A 23,351-nucleotide genomic window follows, 5' to 3' on the forward strand; every position below is an offset into this window, starting at 1 on the left:
CCTAGCCATTATGCTTTTTAAGCAGCTCAATTAATTCATCTTCCGTGAGTATGTCGATACCTAAATCTTGCGCTTTAGTTAGTTTTGAACCTGCTTTTTCACCTGCGACTAACGCATCTGTTTTAGCCGATACGCTACCCGAGACTTTAGCACCTAATTGCTGCAAGCGAGCTTTAGCATCATTACGGTTAAGTGTATTAAGCGTGCCGGTAAGTACATATGTAAGTCCTGCGAGTGGTTGCTCTTCCTCAGAAGGCGCACTTAACGCTGGCCAATTTACGCCTTGCTCTATTAATGCGTTTACTACCGCTAAATTATGCTCTTCAGCAAAAAAACCGCGAACATGCGCTGCAACTATTTCACCGACATCACTTACCTGCGTTAAACTATCAATGCTGGCATTAATTACATTTTCAAGGGTTAAAAAGTGATTAGCTAAATTTTGTGCTGTTGCCTCACCTGCTTCGCGAATACCTAATGAATATAAAAACTTAGCAAGCGTAGTGCCTTTCGCCTCTTCAAGGGCTGTTACTAAATTTTTGGCTGACTTAGGTCCCATTCGTTCAAGTGACTCAAAGTGTCCTTGTTTTAAAATAAACAAATCAGCGGGTGTTTTTATAAGCTCTCTGTCTACCAGCTGATCAACAATTTTATCGCCAAGGCCGTCTATATCCAGCGCTTTGCGTGACGCAAAGTGTTTAATTGCTTGTTTGCGTTGTGCAGGACATACAAGCCCACCCGTACAACGAGCGACAGCTTCGCCTTCAACCTTTTCAACATGAGAGTCACAAATAGGACAAGTTACTGGAAATTCGATATCGCTGGCATCATCAGGGCGGCGCTCAAGTACAACTTGCGTTATTTGTGGGATTACATCTCCTGCGCGGCGAATAATAACTGTATCGCCTACTTTTACGCCTAAACGTGCAACTTCATCACTGTTATGAAGCGTTGCATTTGATACGGTAACGCCACCCACAAAAACAGGCTTCAAACGTGCAACAGGTGTAATGGCGCCAGTACGACCGACTTGAAAATCAACATCAAGTAATTGAGTTATTTCTTCTTGCGCCGGAAACTTATAAGCAATAGCCCAACGAGGAGCACGTGCTACAAAGCCTAAACGCTCTTGTAAGGCCTTTTGGTTTATTTTGATTACTACGCCATCAATTTCATATTTAAGCTCGCTACGGCGCGTTAAAATATCGCTGTAGTACTCAAGCGCGGCTTTTGGACCTTCAACTAATTTTGTTTCTGGGCACAGTGGCAACCCCCAATCAGTCAGCTTTTCTAGTTGCTGATAGTGATCTTCAGGAATGCTGCCATCAGCAACAAGTCCAGTACTGTAAGCATAAAACATCAATGGGCGTTTAGCGGTAATTTTAGAGTCGAGTTGGCGTAAGCTACCTGCCGCTGCGTTACGCGGATTAACGAATACTTTTTCTCCACGTTTTTGCGCTTCCGAATTTAGTTTGTCAAAGCCGGCGCTGTTCATAAATACTTCGCCGCGCACTTCAAGCTCTTTTGGGTAATCACCACGTAACTTAAGCGGTACATTACGAATAGTTTTAACATTTTGAGTAATGTTTTCACCGGTAAAGCCATCACCCCGCGTAGCCGCTTGTACAAGCACACCATCACGATAAATAATTGATACGGCTAATCCATCAAGTTTTGGCTCACAACAAAAAGTAAGCTCATCAGTACTCATTAAGCGCTCTTTTATACGACGATTAAACGCAGTGAATTCTTCTTCACTAAACGCGTTATCAAGCGATAACATGGGTACTTGGTGCGCTACTTGCTCAAATTTACTCAGTGCGGCACCGCCTACTTTTTGTGTCGGAGAGTCGGCGGTTAAAAATTCAGGGTGCTGCATCTCTAGTGCGCTTAATTCGCGTAATAACCTATCGTATTCAGAATCAGGAATACTGGGGGTGTCGAGCACATAATAATTATAGTTGTGTTGCTCTAATGTAGTACGAAGATGATTAACTTGCTCACTAATGCTGCTAGACATTTAAACCTCAATAAACATAAAAAAAGCCACTTTGACGATTCACCGTCCAGTGGCTTATAAAAATATAATGTATGCGTTATTTACGCTGAAAAAGAACGAACCTGTTCAACATATTGCCTGATGCGCTCTACTGTCATTTCATTTCGCTCTGCATCTAAAATTTGCGCACCAAACTCGTCAGCTAACTTTTTAGCTGCACTGTGCAACATGTTAAATGCAGCTAGGCCGTCACCGTCGCACGGCAATGTCATAAATAAGCTAACCCCTGCGGTACTAAACTGTTCCATATTATCAATATCAAACGTACCTGGGTTGTACATATTTACTAATCTAAATAATACAGGGCCTTGGCCTGCCGGATCTAAGTGGCGATTAAAAAAGCCTTCCTCAGAATATTTAAAACCTAACGTGTTAACGGCTGGTAATAATTTACTGCCCTGCATGCTAAGCCCTTCTGGCATTTGAATATGCACAATAACAAAGTCAGGCATTTGCGCAGATGATTTTTCATCATTTTGCTCTTTTGCTTCTAGGTCATCTTCAATGGGCACTTCTGGTACGCTTGTATCAATTTGCGGCTCATTCTCATCAAAGTTAAGCTCACCGAATTGTGGTTCATCACGTTCTTCTATCACAGGCTCTTTTAGCTCTGCCTCTGTAGGAAATGATTTAGATGAAGCTGGTGCACTTTCTTGCAATGGTTCAACCCGTTCGTTATTTAACACTTCTGGGCGGTCTTTTTTCTAACAGACCACAATCCATGTATTAATAAACCACCAATGACAACTACACTGATAATGATTAAAACCCATCTTAATTGTTCGGCCATCCCCTCACCTTTTCTTATTTGATATGCCTAAAGCCTGTATATTAATTGAAACTAATATACTTGTTATAAAAATTTATACATGTGCAAGTTGCACTGCTTGTTCTATATCTACAGCAACCATACGCGATACGCCTGGTTCTGCCATAGTTACACCTGTTAATCTACCCGCCATTTCCATCGCAATCTTATTATGGCTAATATAAATAAACTGTACTGATTGTGACATTTCTTCAACCAAACGGCAAAAGCGAACAACATTAGCATCATCTAATGGTGCATCTACTTCGTCCAGCATACAAAATGGGGCTGGATTGAGCCTGAATATAGAAAACACTAATGATAATGCGGTCAGCGCTTTTTCTCCACCACTTAACAAGTGAATTGTTGAATTTTTCTTACCCGGTGGTCGTGCCATTATACTAACACCACTTTCGAGTAAATCGTCACTGGTTAATTCTAAATACGCACTGCCACCACCAAAAACTTTAGGAAATAGCTCAGCAAAGTCTTCGTTAACTTGATCGAACGTCGCTTTAAAGCGTGTTTTGGTCTCAATATCAATTTTACGAATAGCACCTTCAAGGGTATTTAACGCTTTTGTTAAATCATCTAATTGATTATCAAGATAATCACTACGAGCTTTGGCTAAATCAAACTCTTCTATTGCCGCTAAGTTTACTGCACCTAATTTATCTAACTGATTAGTAAATCCGGTTAACTGATTTTGCGCTGCGCTCAAATTTAATGAATCTGGTAATTCATCAAGTATCGCTTTTAAGCTTTGTTTTAATTCTTCTAATGGTTCAAGCGCAGCTTGTGCTTTTATCAGTAAGCTTTGCTCTTCAATTGTTAGCTTTTGGTGCTGCTGTTGCAAGCCCACCAGCTCACCTTGTGAATTTTTAAGGCTTACTTGCTTAGTGTTTAAGCTTTCTTTGGCCTGAGCTAATTCTTTTTGTAGCAATACTAATGCCTGCTCACCTTTTTGATGCTGTGCTAAGAGCTGCGTAATTTTATCGCTAAGTTCTTGCTCTGGTATCAGCAGCTCTTCTATTTCACTAAGTAGTTCTTGCGCACCTTCTGATGCACTAACGTGCTCTTGCTCTGCATGGCTCAATTTGGTTTGGCTTAACTGCCATTCACTGCGTGCCTTTTGCTCTGATAGCGTTGCCTTATGTGCTTGTGTTTTATATTGCTCAAGCATGCTTAATGCTTCGCTATAACTGTTATCACTTTGTGAGCGCAAGCTATTTGCAGCGTCTACTTCATCCGCTAAGTTGAGTTGCTGCTCATTTAACACTTCAAATTGCTCTGTTTGCTCACCAAGCACGGTATTTAATTGTAAAAGCGCAGTGGTTAATTGCTGTTTTTGTTGTTGTAGCTTTTCTAGTTGTAACTTAAATTGTGCTACTTGCTGCACAAACATGTCGCTGCGCGTACTGGCTACCGCTATATTTTGCGCAAGCTCATGTATCGCTTCTTTTAGCTCGCTTTGTTTGTTAATTAACTTTACTTGCTCGTCTGTATGTTCATCACGAGTGCGTGTTACTTGTTGTAACTCTTCCTCGGTATTATTTAATTGCTGAGCTTTATCCTGCAATTGCTTATGCTTTAAAAGCAATGAGTTTTCTGCATTACATTCTGCACTTACATGCCAATTACGACCATATAGAGCACCGTTTTTATCCATAACAGCTGTATAAAAACTATCTTTTAGTATTGCTAAATCACCGCTCTTGCTATAAGCAATACGTGCTAAATGCTCTGGATAAACACCGCTTGTTATGAATGCAGCTAAGCTATTTGTTGGCATGCGTTTATTACTATTTGGCCACACACTGTTATCAGCTTGCTGCTCACTTACATTTAAATGCTCTAAAGATTTAAGTGCTTGCTCTATTAGAAGCTCAAAGCCCTCTTTAACACTTAGCTGATTAAACAAACCATTAGTACGTACACTTTCCTCATCAAGCCCTAATGTACTTTTAAGCCCAGTTATACTGGCTTTTAACTCGTTTATTGTTTGAGTAAGCGTCGAATATTGCTTTTGTGAGTTATTAACAAGCTCATTTTGCACTTCAAGCTTAGCGCTACAGTGCGTATGTGCTGTTTGTTTAGCGGCAAGTTCTTGAGTTAATGTTTGTGTTTGCTGTGTTTGCTGCGTTAATTGCTGCTCTACATCACTACTTTGTAGCTCGCTAAGCTGAACAGTTAACTGATCAATTTGCTCGTTAACATGATCAATTTGCTGCTGAGTTTGTTTAATGTGACTACCATGTAGTTGCACATTATTATTAAGTTGTTGCTGTTGCTCACACAAAGCTTGCCAATGAGTATGGTGGCGCTGCTTAAGTGCTAATAATTCCTCAAGTTCATGCGTTAACCCACTTACTTGCTCTTCACATATTAAGGCATTTTCACTTGCCTCTTGCAGGGTTTCATTTAGTTGCTCGCACGCAATTTGCTGCTGCGCTTTAACTTCAAGGCTATGTGTTTGGCGTTGCTGTAATTTAATTAAATTTTGCTTAAGCGTTTGAGTTTGTTGTTTTACGTTTATTTGTTGTTGCTCAGCGCGAGTAAGCTCGGTGTGTATTACATGTTGTTGATGCTGGGCATCGCTTAGTTTATCTTGCTGGGCTTGTACTTGCCCTTCTAGGCTTGCAAGTACATCGTCATGCCCTGAGTTAGCGGTTTTAAAAAACGAAATTTGATCATTAAGTTTTTTAATTTGGGCACTTTTTTCAAGTTGCTGCTGATGTAACTTTTGCCATTTTAAAACCGCAATTTGCCCTTTTAGCATGCGTTCTTGTGCTTTTAATTCGCGGTATTTTTTTGCATCAACCGACTGCACAGCCAATTTATCGAGCTGGCTTTGTAGTTCTTTACGCACATCTAACAAGCGTTCAAGATTTTCGCGAGTGCTTTTAATACGAGTTTGTGTTTCGCGGCGACGCTCTTTGTATTTAGAAACGCCAGCGGCTTCTTCTAAAAATACGCGCAGCTCTTGTGGTTTACTCTCTATTAAGCGCGAGATCATCCCTTGCTCAATAATTGCGTAACTACGTGGACCAAGACCGGTGCCTAAAAATATATCGGTAATATCGCGCTTACGGCATTTACTGCCATTTAAAAAATACAGTGACTGTCCGTCGCGCGTTACTAAACGCTTAATAGCAATTTGGTTTCGATCGGCAAATGTGTTTGAAGGACTTCCTTTATCGTTATCAAAAACAAGCTCTACAGAGGCTTGTGATATGGCTTTACGATTAGTTGAGCCATTAAAAATAACGTCGGTCATGGCGTCGCCACGCAGATTTTTAGCAGAGCTTTCACCTAGCACCCATCGTACTGCATCAATAACGTTAGATTTGCCACAGCCATTGGGGCCAACAACACACGTCATTTGATCAGGAAATGGAATTTTAGTGGGCTCTACAAACGATTTAAAGCCCGCTAATTTAATAGTGCTTAAGCGCATCTTATTGTTATTACCGATTATTATTGTTATTGATTACAAACAATTTAACTCATTAACAGTTAAATTGTTAAGCTTGTCGTTTAAAATTATCTAAAATAATACCGGTCGCCATTGCCACATTAAGCGACTCTGCACCGCCAAAAGCGGGAATGGTGATTTTATCGGTCACTAACTTTGCACATGTCTCGCGTATTCCATGCGACTCACTGCCCATTAGTAAAACGCCTGAGCCCGTAAATTGGGTTTTATGCACGCTTTGCCCATCTAAAAAAGCACCGTAAACAGGTAAATTTAAAGACTGTAAGTAATCAGGTAAATCTACTTGGCTTACCGATACCCTTACAAACGAGCCCATTGTAGCGCTAATTGTTTTAGGGTTGTAAGGGTCTGCGCTGTCGGTGCTAGTTACTATATGTTTAATACCGTACCAATCAGCTACTCTAATTATTGTGCCTAAGTTACCGGGGTCTGATACGCCATCAAGTGCGAGTATTAAGCCGCTTGCTTGTGGTAAAGCTGCCCTTGGCATATCAACAATAGCAATGGCTGCATTATTGCTAACTAGCGTGCTGGCTTTGGTGAGGACTTCTTCATCAGCTTCAATAAAATTAGCGTGCTGATACTTACCTTGGTACGCATTTATAAATTCGTTTGTAGCAAAAATATTAACCACATTTAATGGGCTGTTTAATAACTCAAGTACGTTTTTCTCACCCTGTACAAGGTATTGATTATATTGCTTTCGGTACTTTTTTTGGCCAAGTTGGCGAATAAGTTTGAGTTGGTTTTTTGAAATCATAACAGCCCCATAAAATTATCCAGCAAGTATAACAGATTTAGCTATAACATCTGAACTCGAAAAGCAGCGAATGGGCCTAATTTATCTTACTCGCACTTCTTTCAAAGGTCAGATTAATGCGAATAAACATGCCTTTTACCGCTTCTAATTGATTTGAATCGTCAACCGTCTGAGCCAATTCCTCATAAAGATTATCTGACGCTTGCTTAAACTTATTATTAAACTTGCCCTTGGTTGCCAACATAAATGCATCGGCTAATGTACGCTGCCACTCATTTAAATACTTTAGCTTTGTATTACCAGCCAAATTTTCACAAATTGAGTTTAATCGAACCGACGAATGCCCTAGGTTTAGAGCGGTTAGTGCAAGGTCTGTAATAACGCGTGAGTGTGAACCTTGATCGTAATTAGTTAAGCGTATTAACCTATCGGCCATGCGGCGGTTATACCAAATACTTGGGGTTGGATGGTTATTTATTTCGAGTAAATCTTTATAAGTAGCCTTAAAAACACGATGAACAAGTAATTGTACACTCGGACCTGTAAATAACTGAAAAATCCAAAATAAAATACTCACCCCCGCAAAAATTGCCATTGCAGAGCTAAGTGTGTAATCGATTGAAAACGCAAGGCTCATATCGGTACTGGGTCTTACCAAAATCGTAAATGGGATACAAAACCCCAAGCCATATGGCAATGTTTGTTGATCAGCTAGCAGCAGTAAACCCAGAAAATAAGGCCCTGCTAATACAAGTAGTAATATTTCTAATTGCCCACCACTTTGTGATAATAAATTGAGTGCGTAAAAAATAGTTACAATAGCAGCAACCACCACGCCTACCAATAAACGCTTTATTACCACCTGTAAAATAGCTAACGGTATTCTCGCCAACATTATCGAAAATATGACCGGTAAAATCATAATTAATAATGCAGCAGAAGAGCCTGTATTAATCCAAATAAATGCGCCGATAGAAAACACCAAAGCAGTTCTAAATCCAACAATTATGCCAGCTAATGGGTCGCGATATGTAAGCATACTGGGTGCATTTAATAATGTTTTATCGCGTTGTTCTAAAGCTCTGTATGCGCGTAGTAAAATTGTTAAGTCGGCTGCTACTTCTAAGCTCACATTGAGCATGTGAGATTCAAATGGCGAATCACACACCGTATTTGCTCTATAGTCGGTTAGCTCTTTACGCAGCGTTTTAACTTGTTCGGCGCAGTAATCAAAATCGTCAGATTCTTTAATTTGCGCGAATACGTGTTTAAGTTTACTTATTAATTTGTTTAATGTGGGAGTAATAAGGTCTGCGTGGTTTCGTTGCAGGCGACCAATTATTTGAATTGAAGCCAGTAAAGAAAGTACTTTTTGCGACAACTGATTTGCAGCACGCGAGCGCCCTGGACCTTTTGGTCCTTCGTACCTTACTGCGCTGGAATCTTCGTTTATTGAGCCCAATGTTGCCATAATGCCATCTATTTGCTGATGGCGATTTTCGTGCGAGCCCTTAGAATCAAGCTCAATAACTAAATAATGTAACGTTTGATTTATAACTGACCGTGCTTGTACTTGCAGTAAATGTTTAACTTTTACAGGCCAGAATAAATGGCTCACAAGCCCAGCACATACAGAACCTATTATTATTTCGCTTACTCGCGCTTGTGCAATATCAAATATACTTTGGCTGCTCACCATTGCCGGAGTAACCATGACTAAAAGTACAATAATGGCGGCTGTTACACCGGCCATAGCAAACGCATACACAAAGTTTGCTTGGCGTACCATTGCCGATAACGCAGAGTTTACTCCCAACCACAATGCCAGTGCACCGAGCGCTAAATAAGGGTAGAGGATTAGCTGAGTTAAAAGCAATATGCCAAATAAACCACCCACTATGGTGCCTATTATTTGGCAAATTGCTTTTTCAATAACCAATCCGCTTTGCGGGCGTAATTGCAAAAATATAGCCGAGACTAACGCCCAATAAGGCCTTTCAAGATTAAGCGACATAGCAATAGTCAGCGCCATCACCATGGCTATAACGCCCTTAGTCGCAAAAATAATTGCCTGTTTTTTAGGAAAAAACAAATTTTGTAATACAACGCCCACTGTATTCCCCTTAGCGCGTAGCGAGATGTATAGTGGCGGTCATTCCTGCGCTAAGCTGTGTATTTTCGGGCAATGAATCTAACTTAATATCAACAGGTATACGCTGTGATAAACGTACCCAATTAAATGTTTGTTGCACTTGCGGTAAAAGTTGTCCGTTACTTTGTGTATTCGTATTTGCAATTGCTTTACCTACACTCACTACATGCCCTGTTAATTGCTTACCACCACTTAAAAGGGCTATTTGAGCTTTTTGTTCAGGATAAATAAGCGGTATTTTACTCTCTTCAAAGTAACCCGTTACATAAAATGAATCTGACTGAACAATAGCAAACACAGGTGTGCCTTGAGCTACATAGTTGCCTTGGCGTAAATTCAGATTAATTATTTGCCCCGATGCAGGTGCAAGTACTTGTGTTCTATCAACATTTAACTGCGCAATTGTTTGCTCTGTCTTAGCTAAGTTATAATTTGCTTCAGCAATTTTAGTATTAATACGAGTTGATTCTAGCGTTTCTTCACTAATTGCCTGTTGAGTGTTTAGCTCAACACGTCTTTCGTATTTGTGCTTGGCAAGTTCCCATGTATATAGCGCATTTTCTGTATTGGCTTTACTTTTATCAAGCGCTGCTTGATAACGCTTTTTATCAACATTAAAAAGTACTTCGCCTTTTTGTACGTTTTGACCATCTTTAATATTTAAAACAGTTACCCAGCCCGACACGTCTGGAGCAACCGTGACAATATCGGCTCGAATACGCCCATCACGCGTCCAAGGAGTATGCATGTAGTCAGTCCATACCCAACGCCCAGCAAAAACCGCAGCTATAACAACCAAGATAGTAAAAGTAATACGCAGATATTTAATCATTCAATTTATCTTCCACTTAGTAATACCAATCCGCAATAATACTTGAGCAATTTGAGGGCTTAAACCAGACGCTAACTGTGTTAAAAATTTCTGATATAGAACAACTAAATAACGAAATTTTTGCCTTGTTATCGACACGGTTTTCTTACCTCAAAATAGCTCACTTAATTAAGCAAATTGGTATAAATAGACGGCCAGTGCCAAGTAACAAACAAATAGTGACACTTCAAACCAAGCCACTTTCCAAATACGGTCATGCCAATCTAATTGATGCAAAACAAAACGAGTCAACGCCGTTAAAATAAATGCAATTGGGAAGTAAACAATCAGCGGACTAAATTCTAATCCCCCTAACACGACTGCTTGAAACATAATAAATATCCTAATGTTATTTAAAGCGGTGATAAAAGCTGTAAAACCTAAATAAATTTACATCCCCACTACTATTACAGTCTATTATTTTGGCATATAAATCAATTGCGTTTATTGTACGTAGGTGTGCTTAATACATAATTAATGCCATTACATTTAAGCAGCATTAACTATGTATAGTAGCTAAATCGCATATTAAAAAGCTAAATACCTTAGTTGCTAGCTAAATAGGCAAATCAACGAGATTTATTTATAAAAAGTAGTGGATTAACTTAACTAAATACCTAAAAAACGTTTATTTGCAGCTACTTATAGGGAACTTAAATAATTATAAATATTGAATATTGCGCTAAAAATAGGTAAATTAACAAAAAAATATGGACATAATTTTAATGGAATCAATACACCCTACCCTCTCTGAAACAAGCCCACCAATAAATGAGCCTGCTGAACCAATTTTTAGCGGAAAAGTGCAATTTAGTGGTAAAGGCGGTGAGTTTTTTGGAATTTGGATTGTAAATATATTACTTAGCGTTATTACGCTTGGCATATATTCAGCGTGGGCTAAAGTACGTACGCATCGCTATTTTTACGGCCACACTCGTATAGATGGTCATAGCTTTGACTACCTAGCAACACCAATACAAATTTTAAAAGGTCGGATTTTAGCGGTTGTTGTATTTTTTATTTATACATTTTCTATTAGCTTTATGCCTATTTTAGGCCTGTTTATTGCTCTTGGTTTTATCTTTTTAATGCCATGGATTATTAACCAAGGTTTACGTTTTAATCTGCGTATGACGCGCCATCGTAATGTTCGTTTTGCTTTTAAAGGCAATTACGGCGAAGCCTTTATTAACTTTATACTTTTGCCTATCGCCAGCATATTTACACTTTATTTATTAATGCCTTATGTTATAAAACGTATTGATAGCTATATCCATAGCAATATTAGTTACGGTGACAAACCACTTACTGTAAACCTAAAAGGCGAAACCTATTACCTAACAGCGCTTATTTGTTTTGTAGTGAGCTCTATCACCATGGTGCTCTTTATGGGAATTTTAGGGTTATTTGGCCTCAACTTAGTAGATGTTGAAAATCAACAAAATTTAGAAAACTCCGCTGCTATGGTTATGCTTCCTATCTTTATGATGATTGCCTATGTACTAATGATTGCCATTGTTTCTGCTGTATGGCACGCCGCTATTAGAAATCACATTTTTGATAACAGCCATTTTGAAGGCGTTGCCACATTTAAATCAGAGCTAAAACCAATTCCTTTCGCTGTTTTACTATTAACTAATATGTTGGCTATCGTATTTTCGCTAGGCCTAGCATACCCATGGACAAAAGTACGTACATCAAAAATGCTCGCTGATGTAACTAACGTCACTATTTATCCTGGTGCATTAAACCTAATCGATACCGCGCAAGAACAGCAATCATCATTTGCTGAAGAAGCTGCAAACGTATTTGATATTGACCTTTCTCTAACTTAAGAGCTCACTATGCATGTAAAGGGACATTTTTTCCCCATCGCATCGAGTAACTATCAAGTGTGTGTTGCAACTATTAGCGACACACACATTGACGTTATTAACGATGAACACGTTATAGCTCGCCACGCAATCTCAAGTCTAAAATTAAGTTCGGGAATGGCAGGACTTGCCGACGAACTAAACTTTGAAGATGGCAGTCGTTTTATTCCTCAAGATGTAAATTACAGATGGCCATTTAAAGCAAATAACCATCACGTAATGGAACGCCTTGAAAAAAGTAAATGGGCAATTTTAGCCGCAGTCATATTTACACCACTTTTTATGTGGTTAGTACTTTATAAAGCCGTACCCGCCATTGCTGTTTACAGTGTTGATACCCTGCCACGTAATGTTGTAGAACAAATGGGGGAGCAAAGCTTTACACTAATTAAAAAGATTGCGCTTGACCCAAGTGAGCTGCCCGCAGAGCAGCAAGCTAAAGTACAAGCACATTTTACAAGTATGCTTAATGCGTTATCGCTTGATCAATCGGTTTATAGATTATCGTTTTATAAATCAGACAGCTTTGGTGCTAACGCGTTTGCACTACCCCATGGCCGTATCGTGGTCACCGATGATTTAGCAAATTTACTTGCCGATAAACCCAATGCACTAAAAGCGGTATTGCTACACGAAATGGGCCATGTAGTCCACCAGCATAGCGTACGCATTACAGCACAATCTGCCGCAAGTACTATTGTGTTAGCGGTTGTATTTGGTGATTTAGAGGGGGTTGCCGAAGTAGCGTTAGGTACAGGTGCATCGTTTGCTCAGCAAGGGTTTTCACGAGATATGGAACGCGAGGCAGATACCTTTGCACTCATTCAATTAGAGTCGCTTGGGTATTCGAGTAATGACTTTGCTGATGCAATAGAGGCCCTACAAGAAAGCCATACCAGCGAAAACGAGCACCTCGAAAAAGTAAATGACTTTTTAGAGTACTTATCTAGCCACCCAAGTGCACAAGAGCGTATTGACAATGCTAGGAAATAATCGCGGTTATATTCAACTTGCTCGCTACATAGTGAGTTTAAGTTGGATATATCATGGCTTTTTCCCAAAGCTTTATCACGTAGCACCACTTGAAAAATTAATGACTGGCAGTGCTGGTTTTTCAGCCGAAGTGTCTGATTTAATTACACGTTCAGCGGGAGTCGGCGAAATTATATTTGGCTTGTGTTTATTTGTGTTTTATAAACATAAGCACCTAGTAGCTTTAAATATATTGGCGCTTATGGGGCTTTTACTTGCTGTAGTTGTAATGCAGCCACAATTACTTATTGAAGCATTTAATCCTGTTACTACTAACCTGCCTCTTATTGGGCTAAGCGTTATTTGGTTAAAAGAAATTAAGCAGTTGAATAATCGATATATCTAAATAGAAAAGGGTATGCAAATGCATACCCTTTTTTGTAGTACTTAAATTATAGAATTAGTACTTATTTTTATGCGTCCACAAATGCAGTAATTCGCTCGCAATGGTTGCTGCGGCAATTGCGGTAAGCTCGCTTTGGTCGTACGAAGGTGATACTTCTACCACATCCATACCTACCATGTTTATGCCTTTTAGCGCACGCAGTACTTTAAGTACTTTATCTGACGTTAAACCACCACACACAGGAGTGCCTGTACCAGGCGCAAACGCAGGGTCTAAACAATCTATATCAAACGTTAAGTAAACAGGTAGGTCTCCTACTCGCTCAAGTATTTGCGCTGCAATATCATTAGCATGTAAATCGTTGGCTTGCATTGCATCAATCACAGCAAACTCATGTTTACTTTGATCAAAGTCGGTACGAATACCTATTTGTATACTGTGCTCAACATCAATCAGCCCTTCCATTGGTGCATGATAAAACATAGTGCCGTGATCAAATCGCGAGCCATTGCTATAAGTATCGGTGTGCGCATCAAAATGCACTAACGCCATTTTGCCATGTATTTTTGCATGAGCACGTAATAGCGGAAGCGTTACAAAGTGATCGCCCCCTAAACCTAATAGTGTTTTACCTTGGCGAAGTATTTGATCAGCAGCCATTTCTAGTTGCGCAGTAAAATACTCAGGATCCCCGACAGGGTAAGTAAAGTCCCCTGCGTCTGCCACTTTTAAGCGCTCAAACAACGGGAAAGTCCACGGGTATTTAGTGCCTTCCCATGCTAAATGAACCGATGCACGACGAATTGCATCAGGGCCTAAGCGCGCACCAGGGCGGCCCGAGGTCGCTAAATCAAATGGTAAGCCTAAAACCACTACGTCTGCATCAATTGCATTAATGTTTTGCACCATAGGACGACGTAAAAACGTCATCCCATTTGAGTACAATGAGTGATCTGCGTGACCAAACAAAGTTGACATTGCTTATAACTCTTCTAAATAAGTGTAGCCATCAAGGCCTCTTTGCAACTCGTCTAAAACGCTTTGCTGTTCGTGTTTTTCAATTTTAGTGCTTACTAACTGCTCGTATGATTGCTGAAAACTTTCAACATCTAAATGTACATAGCGCATCATATCGGCAACAGTGTCACCCTGGTTTATCTCGGTAATACTTGCAACGCCTTGCTCATCCATATTAACAATTGCGCTGTGCGTATCGCCAAACAAGTTATGCATGTCACCTAAAATTTCTTGATAAGCACCCACCAAGAAAAAGCCCATTAAATAAGGTTTATCGGCACTAAACTCTGGCACTGGTAGTGTGCTTTCAATACCTTGTCCATCTACGTAATGCTCAAGTGCACCGTCTGAATCACAGGTTATATCAAGTAATACGGCACGTTTTTTTGGCGCTTCAGTTAAGCCACTTAATGGCAATATCGGAAACACTTGATCAATGCCCCATGCATCTGGAAGCGATTGAAATAACGAGAAGTTTACAAAAAACTTATCGGCTAAACGTACGTTTAACTCGTCAATAATAGGACGATGAAAACGGTTTTTATTATCCATGTGTTTGTTAAGTTCATAACAAATACGAATATTAATTTGTTCAGCCCACGCACGCTGCGCTAAGTCTAATAAACCGAGTGCAAATTGGTTATGCGCTTCAGCTAAGTCACCTTGGCTGTCGTGATAAATTTCAATTAATGCACGGTCATCCGTTAAATCAGTTAATTGTACAAACGATGCCCACATGTTTTTTAATAACAGGGGTGCATCTGCCGCTGGCGCTACTAACTCTTCTGGTGTGTAACTTTCAGTACCAATAACATTGGAAATAAGCACAGCATGATGCGCTGTAAGCGCACGACCCGACTCAGAAATAATAGTCGGCATTGGTTGCTCATATTGCTTACATGTATCACCAATGGTGTACACAATGTTATTTGCATATTCAGCTAAGCTGTAATTCATAGAGTTATGCGACTGGCTACGTGTGCCGTCATAATCAACAGCCAAACCGCCACCTACATCAAGGCAATCAATTTCTGCGCCTAATTTACGTAGCTCACAGTAAAAACGCGCCGCTTCGCTTACACCTAAACGTACGTCACGAATGTTCGCCATTTGTGACCCTAAGTGAAAATGTACTAGCTGCAATAAATCAAGCTGGTTTGCGCCTTTTAAACGATTAACTACATGTAAAACTTGCGATGCAGATAAACCAAATTTTGATTTTTCGCCGCCACTCGCTTGCCACTTACCTTTACCTTGCGACGCTAAACGCACACGAATACCAATGCGTGGTTTTACGTTAAGCTCTTTTGCTTGGCTAAGCACCATGTCTAGTTCAGAAAGCTTTTCAAGTACGATATACACTTTATGACCTAGCTTTTCGCCAATAAGTGCTAAACGTACGTATTCTTTATCTTTGTAGCCATTACATACAATAACCGCGCTGGTTTTTTCAGCCAGTGCTAGTACCGTTAGTAATTCAGGCTTACTGCCGGCTTCTAAACCAAGTTGCTTTTTTTCTACTTGTGCTTGGCTTGCTACTATTTCTTCAACCACTTCACGTTGTTGGTTTACTTTTATTGGGTAAACTAATAGGTAGTCTTTAGGGTAACCATAGTTTTCAATCGCAGTATTAAATGCGCCGCATAAGCTGTGTACACGATGGTGTAAAATTTGCGGAAAGCGAACTAAAGCAGGTAAGCTTAAACCTTTATCTTGTAGTTGCTTTGCGATATCTGTTAGTGCAATGGTTTGCTCTGGGGCATGAGCCTTGGGCGCAACATACACATCACCTTGATCATTAATACCAAAAAAACCTTGGCTCCAATGACGAACATTGTAGCTCGTACGAGCTTGTTCTAGTGATGTTGTCTCTTTCATTTATCTTTCTCTTTTATTTAATTAATGCCGACTCGGCTAGTGCCGCGCATTAAAAGAAAAATAGAGATTTAAGTCCAACAAGTATTTTTACTCGTAACGAGTGATTTTTAATGTTGATAAAACGACCAATCACGTATTGCTCGCTAGCGTATATAAAATAGGACTTTGATGATTATTAAAGATAAGAAAAGCTGTAAAAAATGGCTGTTTTTAAATGACTCATTATAAATTTTATTAGCAAAAATGAGTTAGCTCATTCACTAAAATTAATCTTGAGTTACTTTTTTATAGAATTTACTTTTGATGGATTAGAGCAAGGCATTCTCAACACCTCAATTACTTACAGTTTAGCCAACGTGTTGTGACCAAGTAATACCCATGTATTTTTAAATTAAATATAATTTGCACTTCTAAAACGCTCAGCATAACATCCACCAGCTTCAATAGTTGCTTGGCGCATATGTAGCGTTAGGTACTACCTGTCGTATTGAAGTTGTTATAATTTTATTGGCAGTTTGAAAATAATCGAGGTAGGACTTTAAACAACACTAGGGTGTGTTTATCTTTGGAGGTAGAAATTGCAACTGTGCATTTGGTTTTTAGCCAATGCAGGGCCTATATGTGTTTCCCCCTATAAATAGGCGCTTTTTATTTATTGAGTATGAGCCAGCTATGCACTTTTTGGTGCGAACATAATTATAGCCATACCTAGCAGTGCAACTAAACCACCAATAATATCCCACATAGTAAGCTTTACGCCATCAACAACCCATAACCATAATAGCGCAACACAAATATATACGCCGCCATAAGCTGCATACACGCGCCCGGCTGCAGTAGGATGTAAAGATAGCAACCATGCAAATAGTGCCAAACTTAAAGCCGCAGGAATTAAAAGTAAAATGCTTTTATCTTGCTTAAGCCAAAGGTAAGGCAAATAACAACCCACTATTTCTGCTAAGGCTGTAATAGTAAAAAGTGCGATTGTTTTTAGTTCAAACATAATGCTCCACGCTAAGATAACAAGCATAACAATCTATATAAATTGTTATGCTTAGTATTCGTTATGAATCTGCGTTGTTATTCACTAAGCGCCATGGTGGCAAGTTTCATTGTGCTTTCAAACGACTTAGTGCCCGCTATAAATAAGCCATTGTGGCAGAACACAGCGTCATCAATACCGGTTTCATCTACAAACGCTTGATCAGATAAACCTGACCATGCTTTAGGAAGGGGCTTTCTATCTTCAAACGAGCCAGGCTCAACGGGTACTGTTTGTAATATCCATTGCCCAGAATGCGATGGGTAAACCATGTATAGCGCATCGCTTGATAAAATATGCACTGTTTTTTTCCACGGTGTGTATTTTTCAAGCACTATAACTCTGGCATCTTCTGCATTTTCAATTGCTTTAGCAACAATCGCTTTTGCATTTACACTACCGTGAGCTGAGGCGATAAAACGAATGAGCATGCGAGCTGCAAATTCAACAGCTTCATCAAAACAGGTATCAAAGTTACTTTCTTCTTCCCACGTAGGGTTAAACATTGAGATTGTTTGGCTCAAACTTATTCCTTTTGATACACCTTCAACATGACCACAATCAATGGCATCAATGGTTGAAACTAAGCCTGAATCCACTCTATCAGCCACGGCTTGGTTATCATCACACAGCGCTAAGCCATATTTTTTCCACACTAAACCAAACGACGAAAAAGGAATGCCATTTTCTCGCTCGCCTGCACCACCGCGTTGGTGATGATCAAAGCGATTAGTTTCAGGATCGTATTCGCCACCTACATCAATTACAAAGTCGGCACTCTCTATAAGCGCTTTATCGCGAGTACGTACCAGTTTAAACGTTGGCAAAACATGTTTAAGTACCGCAATACTAAAAACGTCATCTGCATGAAAATTACCATTGTGGGTTACTACTGTTATGTCTGTCATTGGTTTAGTGTCATTTTTAGAAAGGATAAGAAAGTCTCGCTATTTAAACGTTATGGTTTGAAGTATTTTAAGGAGCATAGTAAATGACGGATTTTATACGATTATAGCCAACAAAAACAGTATTCTGCTTTTGTTAATTTTAAGAGGGCATTTTTGAAATGATCTTTAACAGACAATATATAATAGTACTAATGAACTTTGGGTATATTTGAAAGTAGCAATTCATTATAGTTTAATTTATACGCTATAAAAAACTATAATTAATAGCTACTTAAATAATTTAGTGTGGTCACTTAGAGTGAAGCTGTTAACCTTTATGCGCTTTGTTACTGGCTTAGGCCTAACTCCATAAATACACTTTGTGGATTCTCGAGGTAAGGCCCAAAACTAGCACATCGTTTGAAACCAAGATTTTCATATAGCTTAATCGATTGAATTTGCTTTGGCCCTGTTTCTAGCCTGATCAGTGGGATTTTCTCCTCACCTGCGTGATGTAAAAGTATCTGCATAATACGCCTAGATAACCCTTTACCACGATAACTAGGGCTTACATAAAGCCGTCTAATTTCACCATAGGGCGTTTTATCAAACTGCTTTACAATAGCGCCACACGCAATAATACCATCATCATTCTTTAAACCAATCGCATACACACTTGGCTCATTTAGTTCATTTAACGTAAGAGACTGTGCAGTGGCAACTGGATATAGAGAGTTTATTAGTCGGTCGATATCAGAAAAAACATTAATCACATCCTGGTCATTCGGTTTTAAATCAACTAACTGCATAGAACATCTCAATTTATATTAAAAATATGTGTTGGCAAACTATACCGAATTGTAAAAAATGAACAACCTCGTTCTACTTATTTAAACGTTTAAATAAACCCAGTAATTTACGCGAATAAAGAATGCCCTCATTATTAAATGCAATTACTTGCTAAATTCAGTGTAGGCCTCTAAAAATAGCATATGCTACCAGCTCAATCATTTTATTTAATTTGGTCGATGCAAAAAATTTTAATAACAGAAAAGTCATATTTCGTATTCACTTTAATGGGGTCAGCGAATAGTCAAAGTATTTTCTATGTTCTTTTCCAGCTAAATTAGAGTTAATTTTATTTGGGTGTTTATATTCTTTCCAGTTGGCGACTTGACGTCCTATATTTAATTTAGGGAAACAGGTATTTCCTTGTATCTCCACGCCTAAAAACTGTTTTAGTTTTAACAAACTATCAGGTTCACTAATATCTATTGCTAAAAAATTGTCACTATTTTTGAAATACGAAAAAACAGCTTGTTCATGCTTTAAATAACAACCAGCTAGCGCTCTCGATGATAAGGGTAATACATCAGAGAACGTACGATGAAAACTACGCTTTAAAATAGGATTAAACTTACCTGTATTTAAATCTAAATGAGGCGCCATTTTTTCGAGCAACATAGTAATTGAAGGCACCCATTTGTTTAGCTCTCGACTTAAGTATATAAATTTAGCATTTGGGAATAACTCGTCTAAATGCATGTAGTCACTAAAGCAAGGTGCGTCAGATATTGCATCAGACATTTCAAATGCTTGCTTTGTAAAAGCGGTATGCGCCACCGAAAAGCCCATTTCTAGTAGCGCAACACTTATGCTAGTAGTGCCAGTTCTGGGCAACCCAATCACAAAGATCTTAGCCATCTATAATTACTCGCTTTTAAAATAATGTCACTAAAACTGCATGCGTTAGGGAGCTGAACAGAATCAGCCTAAGCTCTCTATAAAAAAGTAACTTAATTCCCTGCCATAGATAAATCACCATTAAGTTAAGCCACTTTATAGCATTATTAGTGCCTGTTGGCCTTTCAGAATTAAAATTCATTCAATCTATGGGCTATTTAATCGCGGCGTGAGGTTTGTAACCTAGTGGGCTCGGTAACTGCTCCTGTATTACTCTACTGGCTTACATCCATGTAAGAATAAGTAAAAACCGAGCCAAGCTTCCGCGGGCAGCGCATGCTTGGCATTTATTCTACGTTATCGCCTATTTATGGGGAATAACCACACTACATAGGCTCTGCTTTGCCTAAATACCAAACACACTGCTGAAAACTTAACCTCGAAAGATAAACAAGCCTAGTATTTAAACACTTTGTTACCTAAAAACGCTGTTCAAAAAAATTCAGCTATTTATACTAGCTACAGTGGTAAACATTTATTGAGGTTACTGTGCAGATAGTACAAGGTATGGAATATTTTTTTTCAGGTTTTAAATTAATTACTCAAAAGGGGTTAAAACGTTTTGTTTTTATTCCATTATTAATTAATATTTTACTTTTTGGTAGCTCGCTATTTTTCTTATTCTGTTGGCTAAGTGACAGTTTTAGCTACATCAATGATATGTTGCCACAATGGTTAAGTTGGCTTGAATGGCTAATGTGGCCAATTGCTATATTAATGGTTTTATTTAGCTACAGTATGCTCTTTACAGTGATCACTAATTTTATCGCAGCCCCCTTCAACGCTTTGTTAAGCGAAAAAGTAGAACTTTATTTAACAGGCCAAAAGATTAACGATGATGGCTTTGCTGAATTAGTAAAAGACATACCTCGTATGCTAGCCCGCGAGTGGACAAAGTTATGCTATTACCTTCCTCGCGCTATAGGTTTTTTTATACTGCTTTGGATACTCCCCGTCATTGGTCAAATATTATGGGTCCTATTTACATGTTGGATGTTCGCAGTGCAATACGAAGACTATGCGTTCGATAACCATAAAATTGGGTTTAAACAGATGAAAGACGATTTAAAAAGTAAACAAGGTCTATCGTATGGGTTTGGTTTTGCCGTTATGCTATTAACAGCAATACCATTTATAAACTTAATAGTAATGCCTGTCGCTGTGTGTGGGGCTACGCGTTTATGGGTTGATAATTACAGGCCCAAATATCGAAGTTAAATATACAAAAAATGGGTCATCAGACCCATTTTTTATTACTAATAAAATTTAGCTGTATAGATTTTGTGGCACCTTAGTAACGTTTAAATGAACGGTTATTTCCTCACGATCATGATACAAATGCTTAGCTTGCAACTCGTAGTTAATACCTTGTTTATCTAGCTCTTTTCTAATCATCGAAAGGCATTCGTAGACACTGTCAAAACGTTTTTTCATTGGAAGTTTTAAGTTAAATATAAACTCTTTAGCGTAGGCACTCACAGCCCAATCAATCATTAAGGTCGTCACTTTAGTGGGTTTTTCCACCATATCACATACTAACCAGGTAACATTTCTTTTTTCAGGGCGATATTTAAAACCGTCAGCTCTAAAATGTTTAACCTGGCCTGTTTCCATCAAATCATCATTCATCGGACCATTGTCAATTGCACTTACAAACATACCACGGCGAACAAGCTGATATGTCCAGCCCCCAGGGCAAGCGCCTAAATCGACACTACGCATACCTGCTGCAACACGAGATTCGCGCTGTTGTTCAGGAATAAATACATTAAACGCTTCATCAAGCTTTAATGTTGATCGACTCGGTGCATCGCTTGGCATACGAAGACGTAAAATACCCATAAAAAATGGAGAATTATTAAAACTATATGAGTAACCTACATAAGCTGTGTTGTTTGTTAAAAACATGACATGCATTACAGGACGGTTTGCTTTGGGTTCGCGCAATACTGTATTTTGTTTTTCGAGGGCTTTTTTAAGTGGTGTTGATATTTTTTTACAAAACGTTAAAAGCTCTTTTCCTTCATTTGTGTCAGGGGTTTCTACACGTAGCTCTGAGCACAATGTAAACTCTTTTGCAGCTTCAACTACCGCGCCAACGCGATCTTCCACAGGCATGTTTTCAAGTAATGTACCGGCAAACCATTGGCGTGCAAACACCATATTTTTAAAATCAACTTTTTTGATTATTTCGTCGCTGTGATGCGCTTCAAAACATTCATAAACAACGTAACCCGTATTTGGCTTTGCTTTTACATAACCCGCAAAGCCTTGCTCTGCAGCGTGAAACGTTATTTCAGCAGCGGCATCGTTTTCAAACCCACTACGACAGTAAATCACAACACTAGACATATTAACCCTTAAACTCTTTAAAACTTAAATCGTGCAACTTGCACTAAAATAACTACCCAACCAATAATAAAGCACAGCCCACCTAGCGGCGTTATTGGCCCCAGCCACTTCATACCAGTTAATGCGAGTAAATATAAACTGCCACTAAAAAGTAGTGTGCCAGTTATGAAAAAACCACCAGCCCAGCTCAGATTTATGCCCCACTTAATTAAAATAGCAACCGCAATAAGCGCAAGTCCATGCACCATTTGATATTCAGCAGCAGTTTTAAAAACCCCAAGCGAATAATCTGTTAAACGGCTTTTTAAACCATGTGCAGCAAATGCACCTAACATGACCGAAAGCATACAAAAAATACTGCCCATCATTAAAAATACTTTAATCATTAATTACCCTCTAAATTTAAATCCACACAGTTTTTAATAAATTTAACAGCCTCCAAAGCAGCTGTTTCTCTATTTTGTAGCTCAGTCATACCACTTTTTTTACGAGGTTTAAGTGAGTGGTCCCCATCTGTAAGCCATATGTATTGTGGCTGTTTCGGCATAGCCATTGTTGCAAGCTCTTGGCGAGTACCAAACGTATCTCGCTCACCTTGTAATACTAAAAAAGGGCAGACTATATCTGCGAAGTGATCGGTACGCAGCTTTTCAGGTTTGCCTGGTGGATGAAACGGATAGCCAAAAGCAAGAACACCTAAAACAGGTTGTTCTGTCGTACAAGCAAGCATGGATGCCATTCGTCCACCCATTGATTTCCCGCCAATAAATAGCGGAACATTTGGCTGTGTATGGCTAAGTATTTGCTCGTAATAACTAAGTAATTTAGGTGCTCGCTCAGGAGGCCTACGCTTATTCGTTTGTTTGGCTATTTGCATATACTCAAAATCAAATAGGCCGACATCAACACCCTGTTCACTGATTAGTTTTGCCACATGCTGCATAAAGTCTGAATCACTACCGGCACCAGCTCCATGGGCAAATATAAATTGCGCTATTGCTGGCTGCTGACTACTTTTAACCCACTCAATCATA

19 protein-coding genes and 1 pseudogene are annotated in these 23,351 nt (G+C 39.1%); 4 read left to right on the forward strand and 16 right to left on the reverse strand.

The window, feature by feature from the left end:
• Position 1: 1 nt before the first annotated feature.
• The 7 genes and pseudogenes from ligA to P4S71_RS20775 form a co-directional block, all read right to left on the reverse strand.
• On the reverse strand, positions 2 to 2,020 hold the full coding sequence (gene ligA / locus P4S71_RS20745) for an NAD-dependent DNA ligase LigA (RefSeq protein WP_337151421.1): 2,019 nt from the start codon (positions 2,018 to 2,020) through the stop codon (positions 2 to 4).
• 80 nt (positions 2,021 to 2,100) lie between these two features.
• Positions 2,101 to 2,849, reverse strand: a pseudogene (gene zipA / locus P4S71_RS20750) (cell division protein ZipA).
• 73 nt (positions 2,850 to 2,922) lie between these two features.
• On the reverse strand, positions 2,923 to 6,324 hold the full coding sequence (locus P4S71_RS20755) for a chromosome segregation SMC family protein (RefSeq protein WP_337151422.1): 3,402 nt from the start codon (positions 6,322 to 6,324) through the stop codon (positions 2,923 to 2,925).
• A 67-nt stretch (positions 6,325 to 6,391) separates the two neighbouring features.
• Complete coding sequence (locus P4S71_RS20760; RefSeq protein ID WP_337151423.1) at positions 6,392 to 7,123, reverse strand: RNA methyltransferase; 732 nt, start codon at positions 7,121 to 7,123, stop codon at positions 6,392 to 6,394.
• A 76-nt stretch (positions 7,124 to 7,199) separates the two neighbouring features.
• Positions 7,200 to 9,236 carry an FUSC family protein gene (locus tag P4S71_RS20765; protein WP_337151424.1) on the reverse strand — a complete coding sequence of 679 codons (2,037 nt, stop codon included), beginning with the start codon at positions 9,234 to 9,236 and terminating at the stop codon, positions 7,200 to 7,202.
• A 10-nt stretch (positions 9,237 to 9,246) separates the two neighbouring features.
• Positions 9,247 to 10,107: an HlyD family secretion protein gene (locus P4S71_RS20770; protein ID WP_337151425.1), complete on the reverse strand. Its 861-nt coding sequence runs from the start codon at positions 10,105 to 10,107 to the stop codon at positions 9,247 to 9,249.
• A gap of 168 nt (positions 10,108 to 10,275) precedes the next feature.
• On the reverse strand, positions 10,276 to 10,479 hold the full coding sequence (locus tag P4S71_RS20775; protein WP_007378096.1) for a DUF1656 domain-containing protein: 204 nt from the start codon (positions 10,477 to 10,479) through the stop codon (positions 10,276 to 10,278).
• Between the two features lie 392 nt (positions 10,480 to 10,871).
• Here P4S71_RS20775 and P4S71_RS20780 point away from each other — a divergent pair, with 392 nt between their 5' ends.
• Genes P4S71_RS20780 through P4S71_RS20790 form a run of 3 tightly spaced genes read left to right on the forward strand, consistent with a single transcriptional unit; the run spans position 10,872 to position 13,398 of the window.
• Entirely contained in the window at positions 10,872 to 11,981 is a 1,110-nt protein-coding gene (locus P4S71_RS20780) for a YjgN family protein (RefSeq protein ID WP_337151426.1), read from the forward strand.
• A 9-nt stretch (positions 11,982 to 11,990) separates the two neighbouring features.
• A complete protein-coding gene (locus P4S71_RS20785; protein WP_337120120.1) occupies positions 11,991 to 13,013 on the forward strand; it encodes a M48 family metallopeptidase in 1,023 nt (340 codons plus the stop codon).
• Entirely contained in the window at positions 13,000 to 13,398 is a 399-nt protein-coding gene (locus tag P4S71_RS20790) for a DoxX-like family protein (protein WP_337151427.1), read from the forward strand. Before P4S71_RS20785 ends, P4S71_RS20790 begins: the two co-directional genes overlap by 14 nt.
• 54 nt (positions 13,399 to 13,452) lie before the next feature.
• On the opposite strand, the gene speB is transcribed toward P4S71_RS20790, so the two are convergent.
• The 6 genes from speB to P4S71_RS20820 all read right to left on the reverse strand — a co-directional run bounded on the left by speB (position 13,453) and on the right by P4S71_RS20820 (position 19,926).
• Complete coding sequence (gene speB, locus P4S71_RS20795; RefSeq protein ID WP_337151428.1) at positions 13,453 to 14,376, reverse strand: agmatinase; 924 nt, start codon at positions 14,374 to 14,376, stop codon at positions 13,453 to 13,455.
• A gap of 3 nt (positions 14,377 to 14,379) precedes the next feature.
• Positions 14,380 to 16,293 (reverse strand): biosynthetic arginine decarboxylase, encoded by a 1,914-nt coding sequence (gene speA / locus P4S71_RS20800; RefSeq protein ID WP_337151429.1) that lies wholly within the window; start codon positions 16,291 to 16,293, stop codon positions 14,380 to 14,382.
• A gap of 670 nt (positions 16,294 to 16,963) precedes the next feature.
• The gene (locus tag P4S71_RS20805; RefSeq protein WP_007378102.1) at positions 16,964 to 17,296 is read right to left on the reverse strand and encodes a YnfA family protein; all 333 of its coding nucleotides are present in this window, start codon (positions 17,294 to 17,296) and stop codon (positions 16,964 to 16,966) included.
• A 77-nt stretch (positions 17,297 to 17,373) separates the two neighbouring features.
• Positions 17,374 to 18,243: an MYG1 family protein gene (locus P4S71_RS20810; RefSeq protein ID WP_337151430.1), complete on the reverse strand. Its 870-nt coding sequence runs from the start codon at positions 18,241 to 18,243 to the stop codon at positions 17,374 to 17,376.
• A 326-nt stretch (positions 18,244 to 18,569) separates the two neighbouring features.
• Complete coding sequence (locus P4S71_RS20815) at positions 18,570 to 19,031, reverse strand: GNAT family N-acetyltransferase (RefSeq protein ID WP_007378104.1); 462 nt, start codon at positions 19,029 to 19,031, stop codon at positions 18,570 to 18,572.
• A gap of 259 nt (positions 19,032 to 19,290) precedes the next feature.
• Complete coding sequence (locus tag P4S71_RS20820) at positions 19,291 to 19,926, reverse strand: sulfotransferase (protein ID WP_337151431.1); 636 nt, start codon at positions 19,924 to 19,926, stop codon at positions 19,291 to 19,293.
• Between the two features lie 546 nt (positions 19,927 to 20,472).
• Here P4S71_RS20820 and cysZ point away from each other — a divergent pair.
• Positions 20,473 to 21,183 (forward strand): sulfate transporter CysZ, encoded by a 711-nt coding sequence (gene cysZ, locus P4S71_RS20825; protein WP_442961726.1) that lies wholly within the window; start codon positions 20,473 to 20,475, stop codon positions 21,181 to 21,183.
• 48 nt (positions 21,184 to 21,231) lie between these two features.
• Here cysZ and rlmM read toward each other — a convergent pair whose 3' ends face one another.
• Genes rlmM through P4S71_RS20840 form a run of 3 tightly spaced genes read right to left on the reverse strand, consistent with a single transcriptional unit; the run spans position 21,232 to position 23,350 of the window.
• A complete protein-coding gene (gene rlmM, locus P4S71_RS20830) occupies positions 21,232 to 22,317 on the reverse strand; it encodes a 23S rRNA (cytidine(2498)-2'-O)-methyltransferase RlmM (protein ID WP_007378107.1) in 1,086 nt (361 codons plus the stop codon).
• A gap of 17 nt (positions 22,318 to 22,334) precedes the next feature.
• Positions 22,335 to 22,703, reverse strand: a complete 369-nt coding sequence (locus P4S71_RS20835) for a DUF423 domain-containing protein (RefSeq protein ID WP_008138262.1) — start codon at positions 22,701 to 22,703, stop codon at positions 22,335 to 22,337.
• A complete protein-coding gene (locus P4S71_RS20840) occupies positions 22,703 to 23,350 on the reverse strand; it encodes an alpha/beta family hydrolase (protein WP_337151433.1) in 648 nt (215 codons plus the stop codon). Before P4S71_RS20840 ends, P4S71_RS20835 begins: the two co-directional genes overlap by 1 nt.
• Position 23,351 lies beyond the last annotated feature (1 nt).

Source organism: Pseudoalteromonas sp. B62 (assembly GCF_037162565.1).
Taxonomy (GTDB): Bacteria; Pseudomonadota; Gammaproteobacteria; order Enterobacterales; family Alteromonadaceae; genus Pseudoalteromonas; species Pseudoalteromonas fuliginea.

What these genes read in the sequence shown, in the direction of transcription:
- P4S71_RS20755 (WP_337151422.1), bottom strand. Translation starts at nt 6,324, where the DNA reads ATGCGCTTAAGCACTATTAAATTAGCGGGCTTTAAATCGTTTGTAGAG.
- cysZ (WP_442961726.1), top strand. Translation starts at nt 20,473, where the DNA reads ATGGAATATTTTTTTTCAGGTTTTAAATTAATTACTCAAAAGGGGTTA.
- rlmM (WP_007378107.1), bottom strand. Translation starts at nt 22,317, where the DNA reads ATGTCTAGTGTTGTGATTTACTGTCGTAGTGGGTTTGAAAACGATGCC.
- P4S71_RS20775 (WP_007378096.1), bottom strand. Translation starts at nt 10,479, where the DNA reads ATGTTTCAAGCAGTCGTGTTAGGGGGATTAGAATTTAGTCCGCTGATT.
- P4S71_RS20835 (WP_008138262.1), bottom strand. Translation starts at nt 22,703, where the DNA reads ATGATTAAAGTATTTTTAATGATGGGCAGTATTTTTTGTATGCTTTCG.
- P4S71_RS20790 (WP_337151427.1), top strand. Translation starts at nt 13,000, where the DNA reads ATGCTAGGAAATAATCGCGGTTATATTCAACTTGCTCGCTACATAGTG.
- P4S71_RS20815 (WP_007378104.1), bottom strand. Translation starts at nt 19,031, where the DNA reads ATGCAGTTAGTTGATTTAAAACCGAATGACCAGGATGTGATTAATGTT.
- P4S71_RS20805 (WP_007378102.1), bottom strand. Translation starts at nt 17,296, where the DNA reads ATGTTTGAACTAAAAACAATCGCACTTTTTACTATTACAGCCTTAGCA.
- P4S71_RS20840 (WP_337151433.1), bottom strand. Translation starts at nt 23,350, where the DNA reads ATGATTGAGTGGGTTAAAAGTAGTCAGCAGCCAGCAATAGCGCAATTT.
- P4S71_RS20770 (WP_337151425.1), bottom strand. Translation starts at nt 10,107, where the DNA reads ATGATTAAATATCTGCGTATTACTTTTACTATCTTGGTTGTTATAGCT.
- speA (WP_337151429.1), bottom strand. Translation starts at nt 16,293, where the DNA reads ATGAAAGAGACAACATCACTAGAACAAGCTCGTACGAGCTACAATGTT.
- P4S71_RS20820 (WP_337151431.1), bottom strand. Translation starts at nt 19,926, where the DNA reads ATGGCTAAGATCTTTGTGATTGGGTTGCCCAGAACTGGCACTACTAGC.
- speB (WP_337151428.1), bottom strand. Translation starts at nt 14,376, where the DNA reads ATGTCAACTTTGTTTGGTCACGCAGATCACTCATTGTACTCAAATGGG.
- P4S71_RS20810 (WP_337151430.1), bottom strand. Translation starts at nt 18,243, where the DNA reads ATGACAGACATAACAGTAGTAACCCACAATGGTAATTTTCATGCAGAT.
- P4S71_RS20785 (WP_337120120.1), top strand. Translation starts at nt 11,991, where the DNA reads ATGCATGTAAAGGGACATTTTTTCCCCATCGCATCGAGTAACTATCAA.
- P4S71_RS20780 (WP_337151426.1), top strand. Translation starts at nt 10,872, where the DNA reads ATGGAATCAATACACCCTACCCTCTCTGAAACAAGCCCACCAATAAAT.
- ligA (WP_337151421.1), bottom strand. Translation starts at nt 2,020, where the DNA reads ATGTCTAGCAGCATTAGTGAGCAAGTTAATCATCTTCGTACTACATTA.
- P4S71_RS20760 (WP_337151423.1), bottom strand. Translation starts at nt 7,123, where the DNA reads ATGATTTCAAAAAACCAACTCAAACTTATTCGCCAACTTGGCCAAAAA.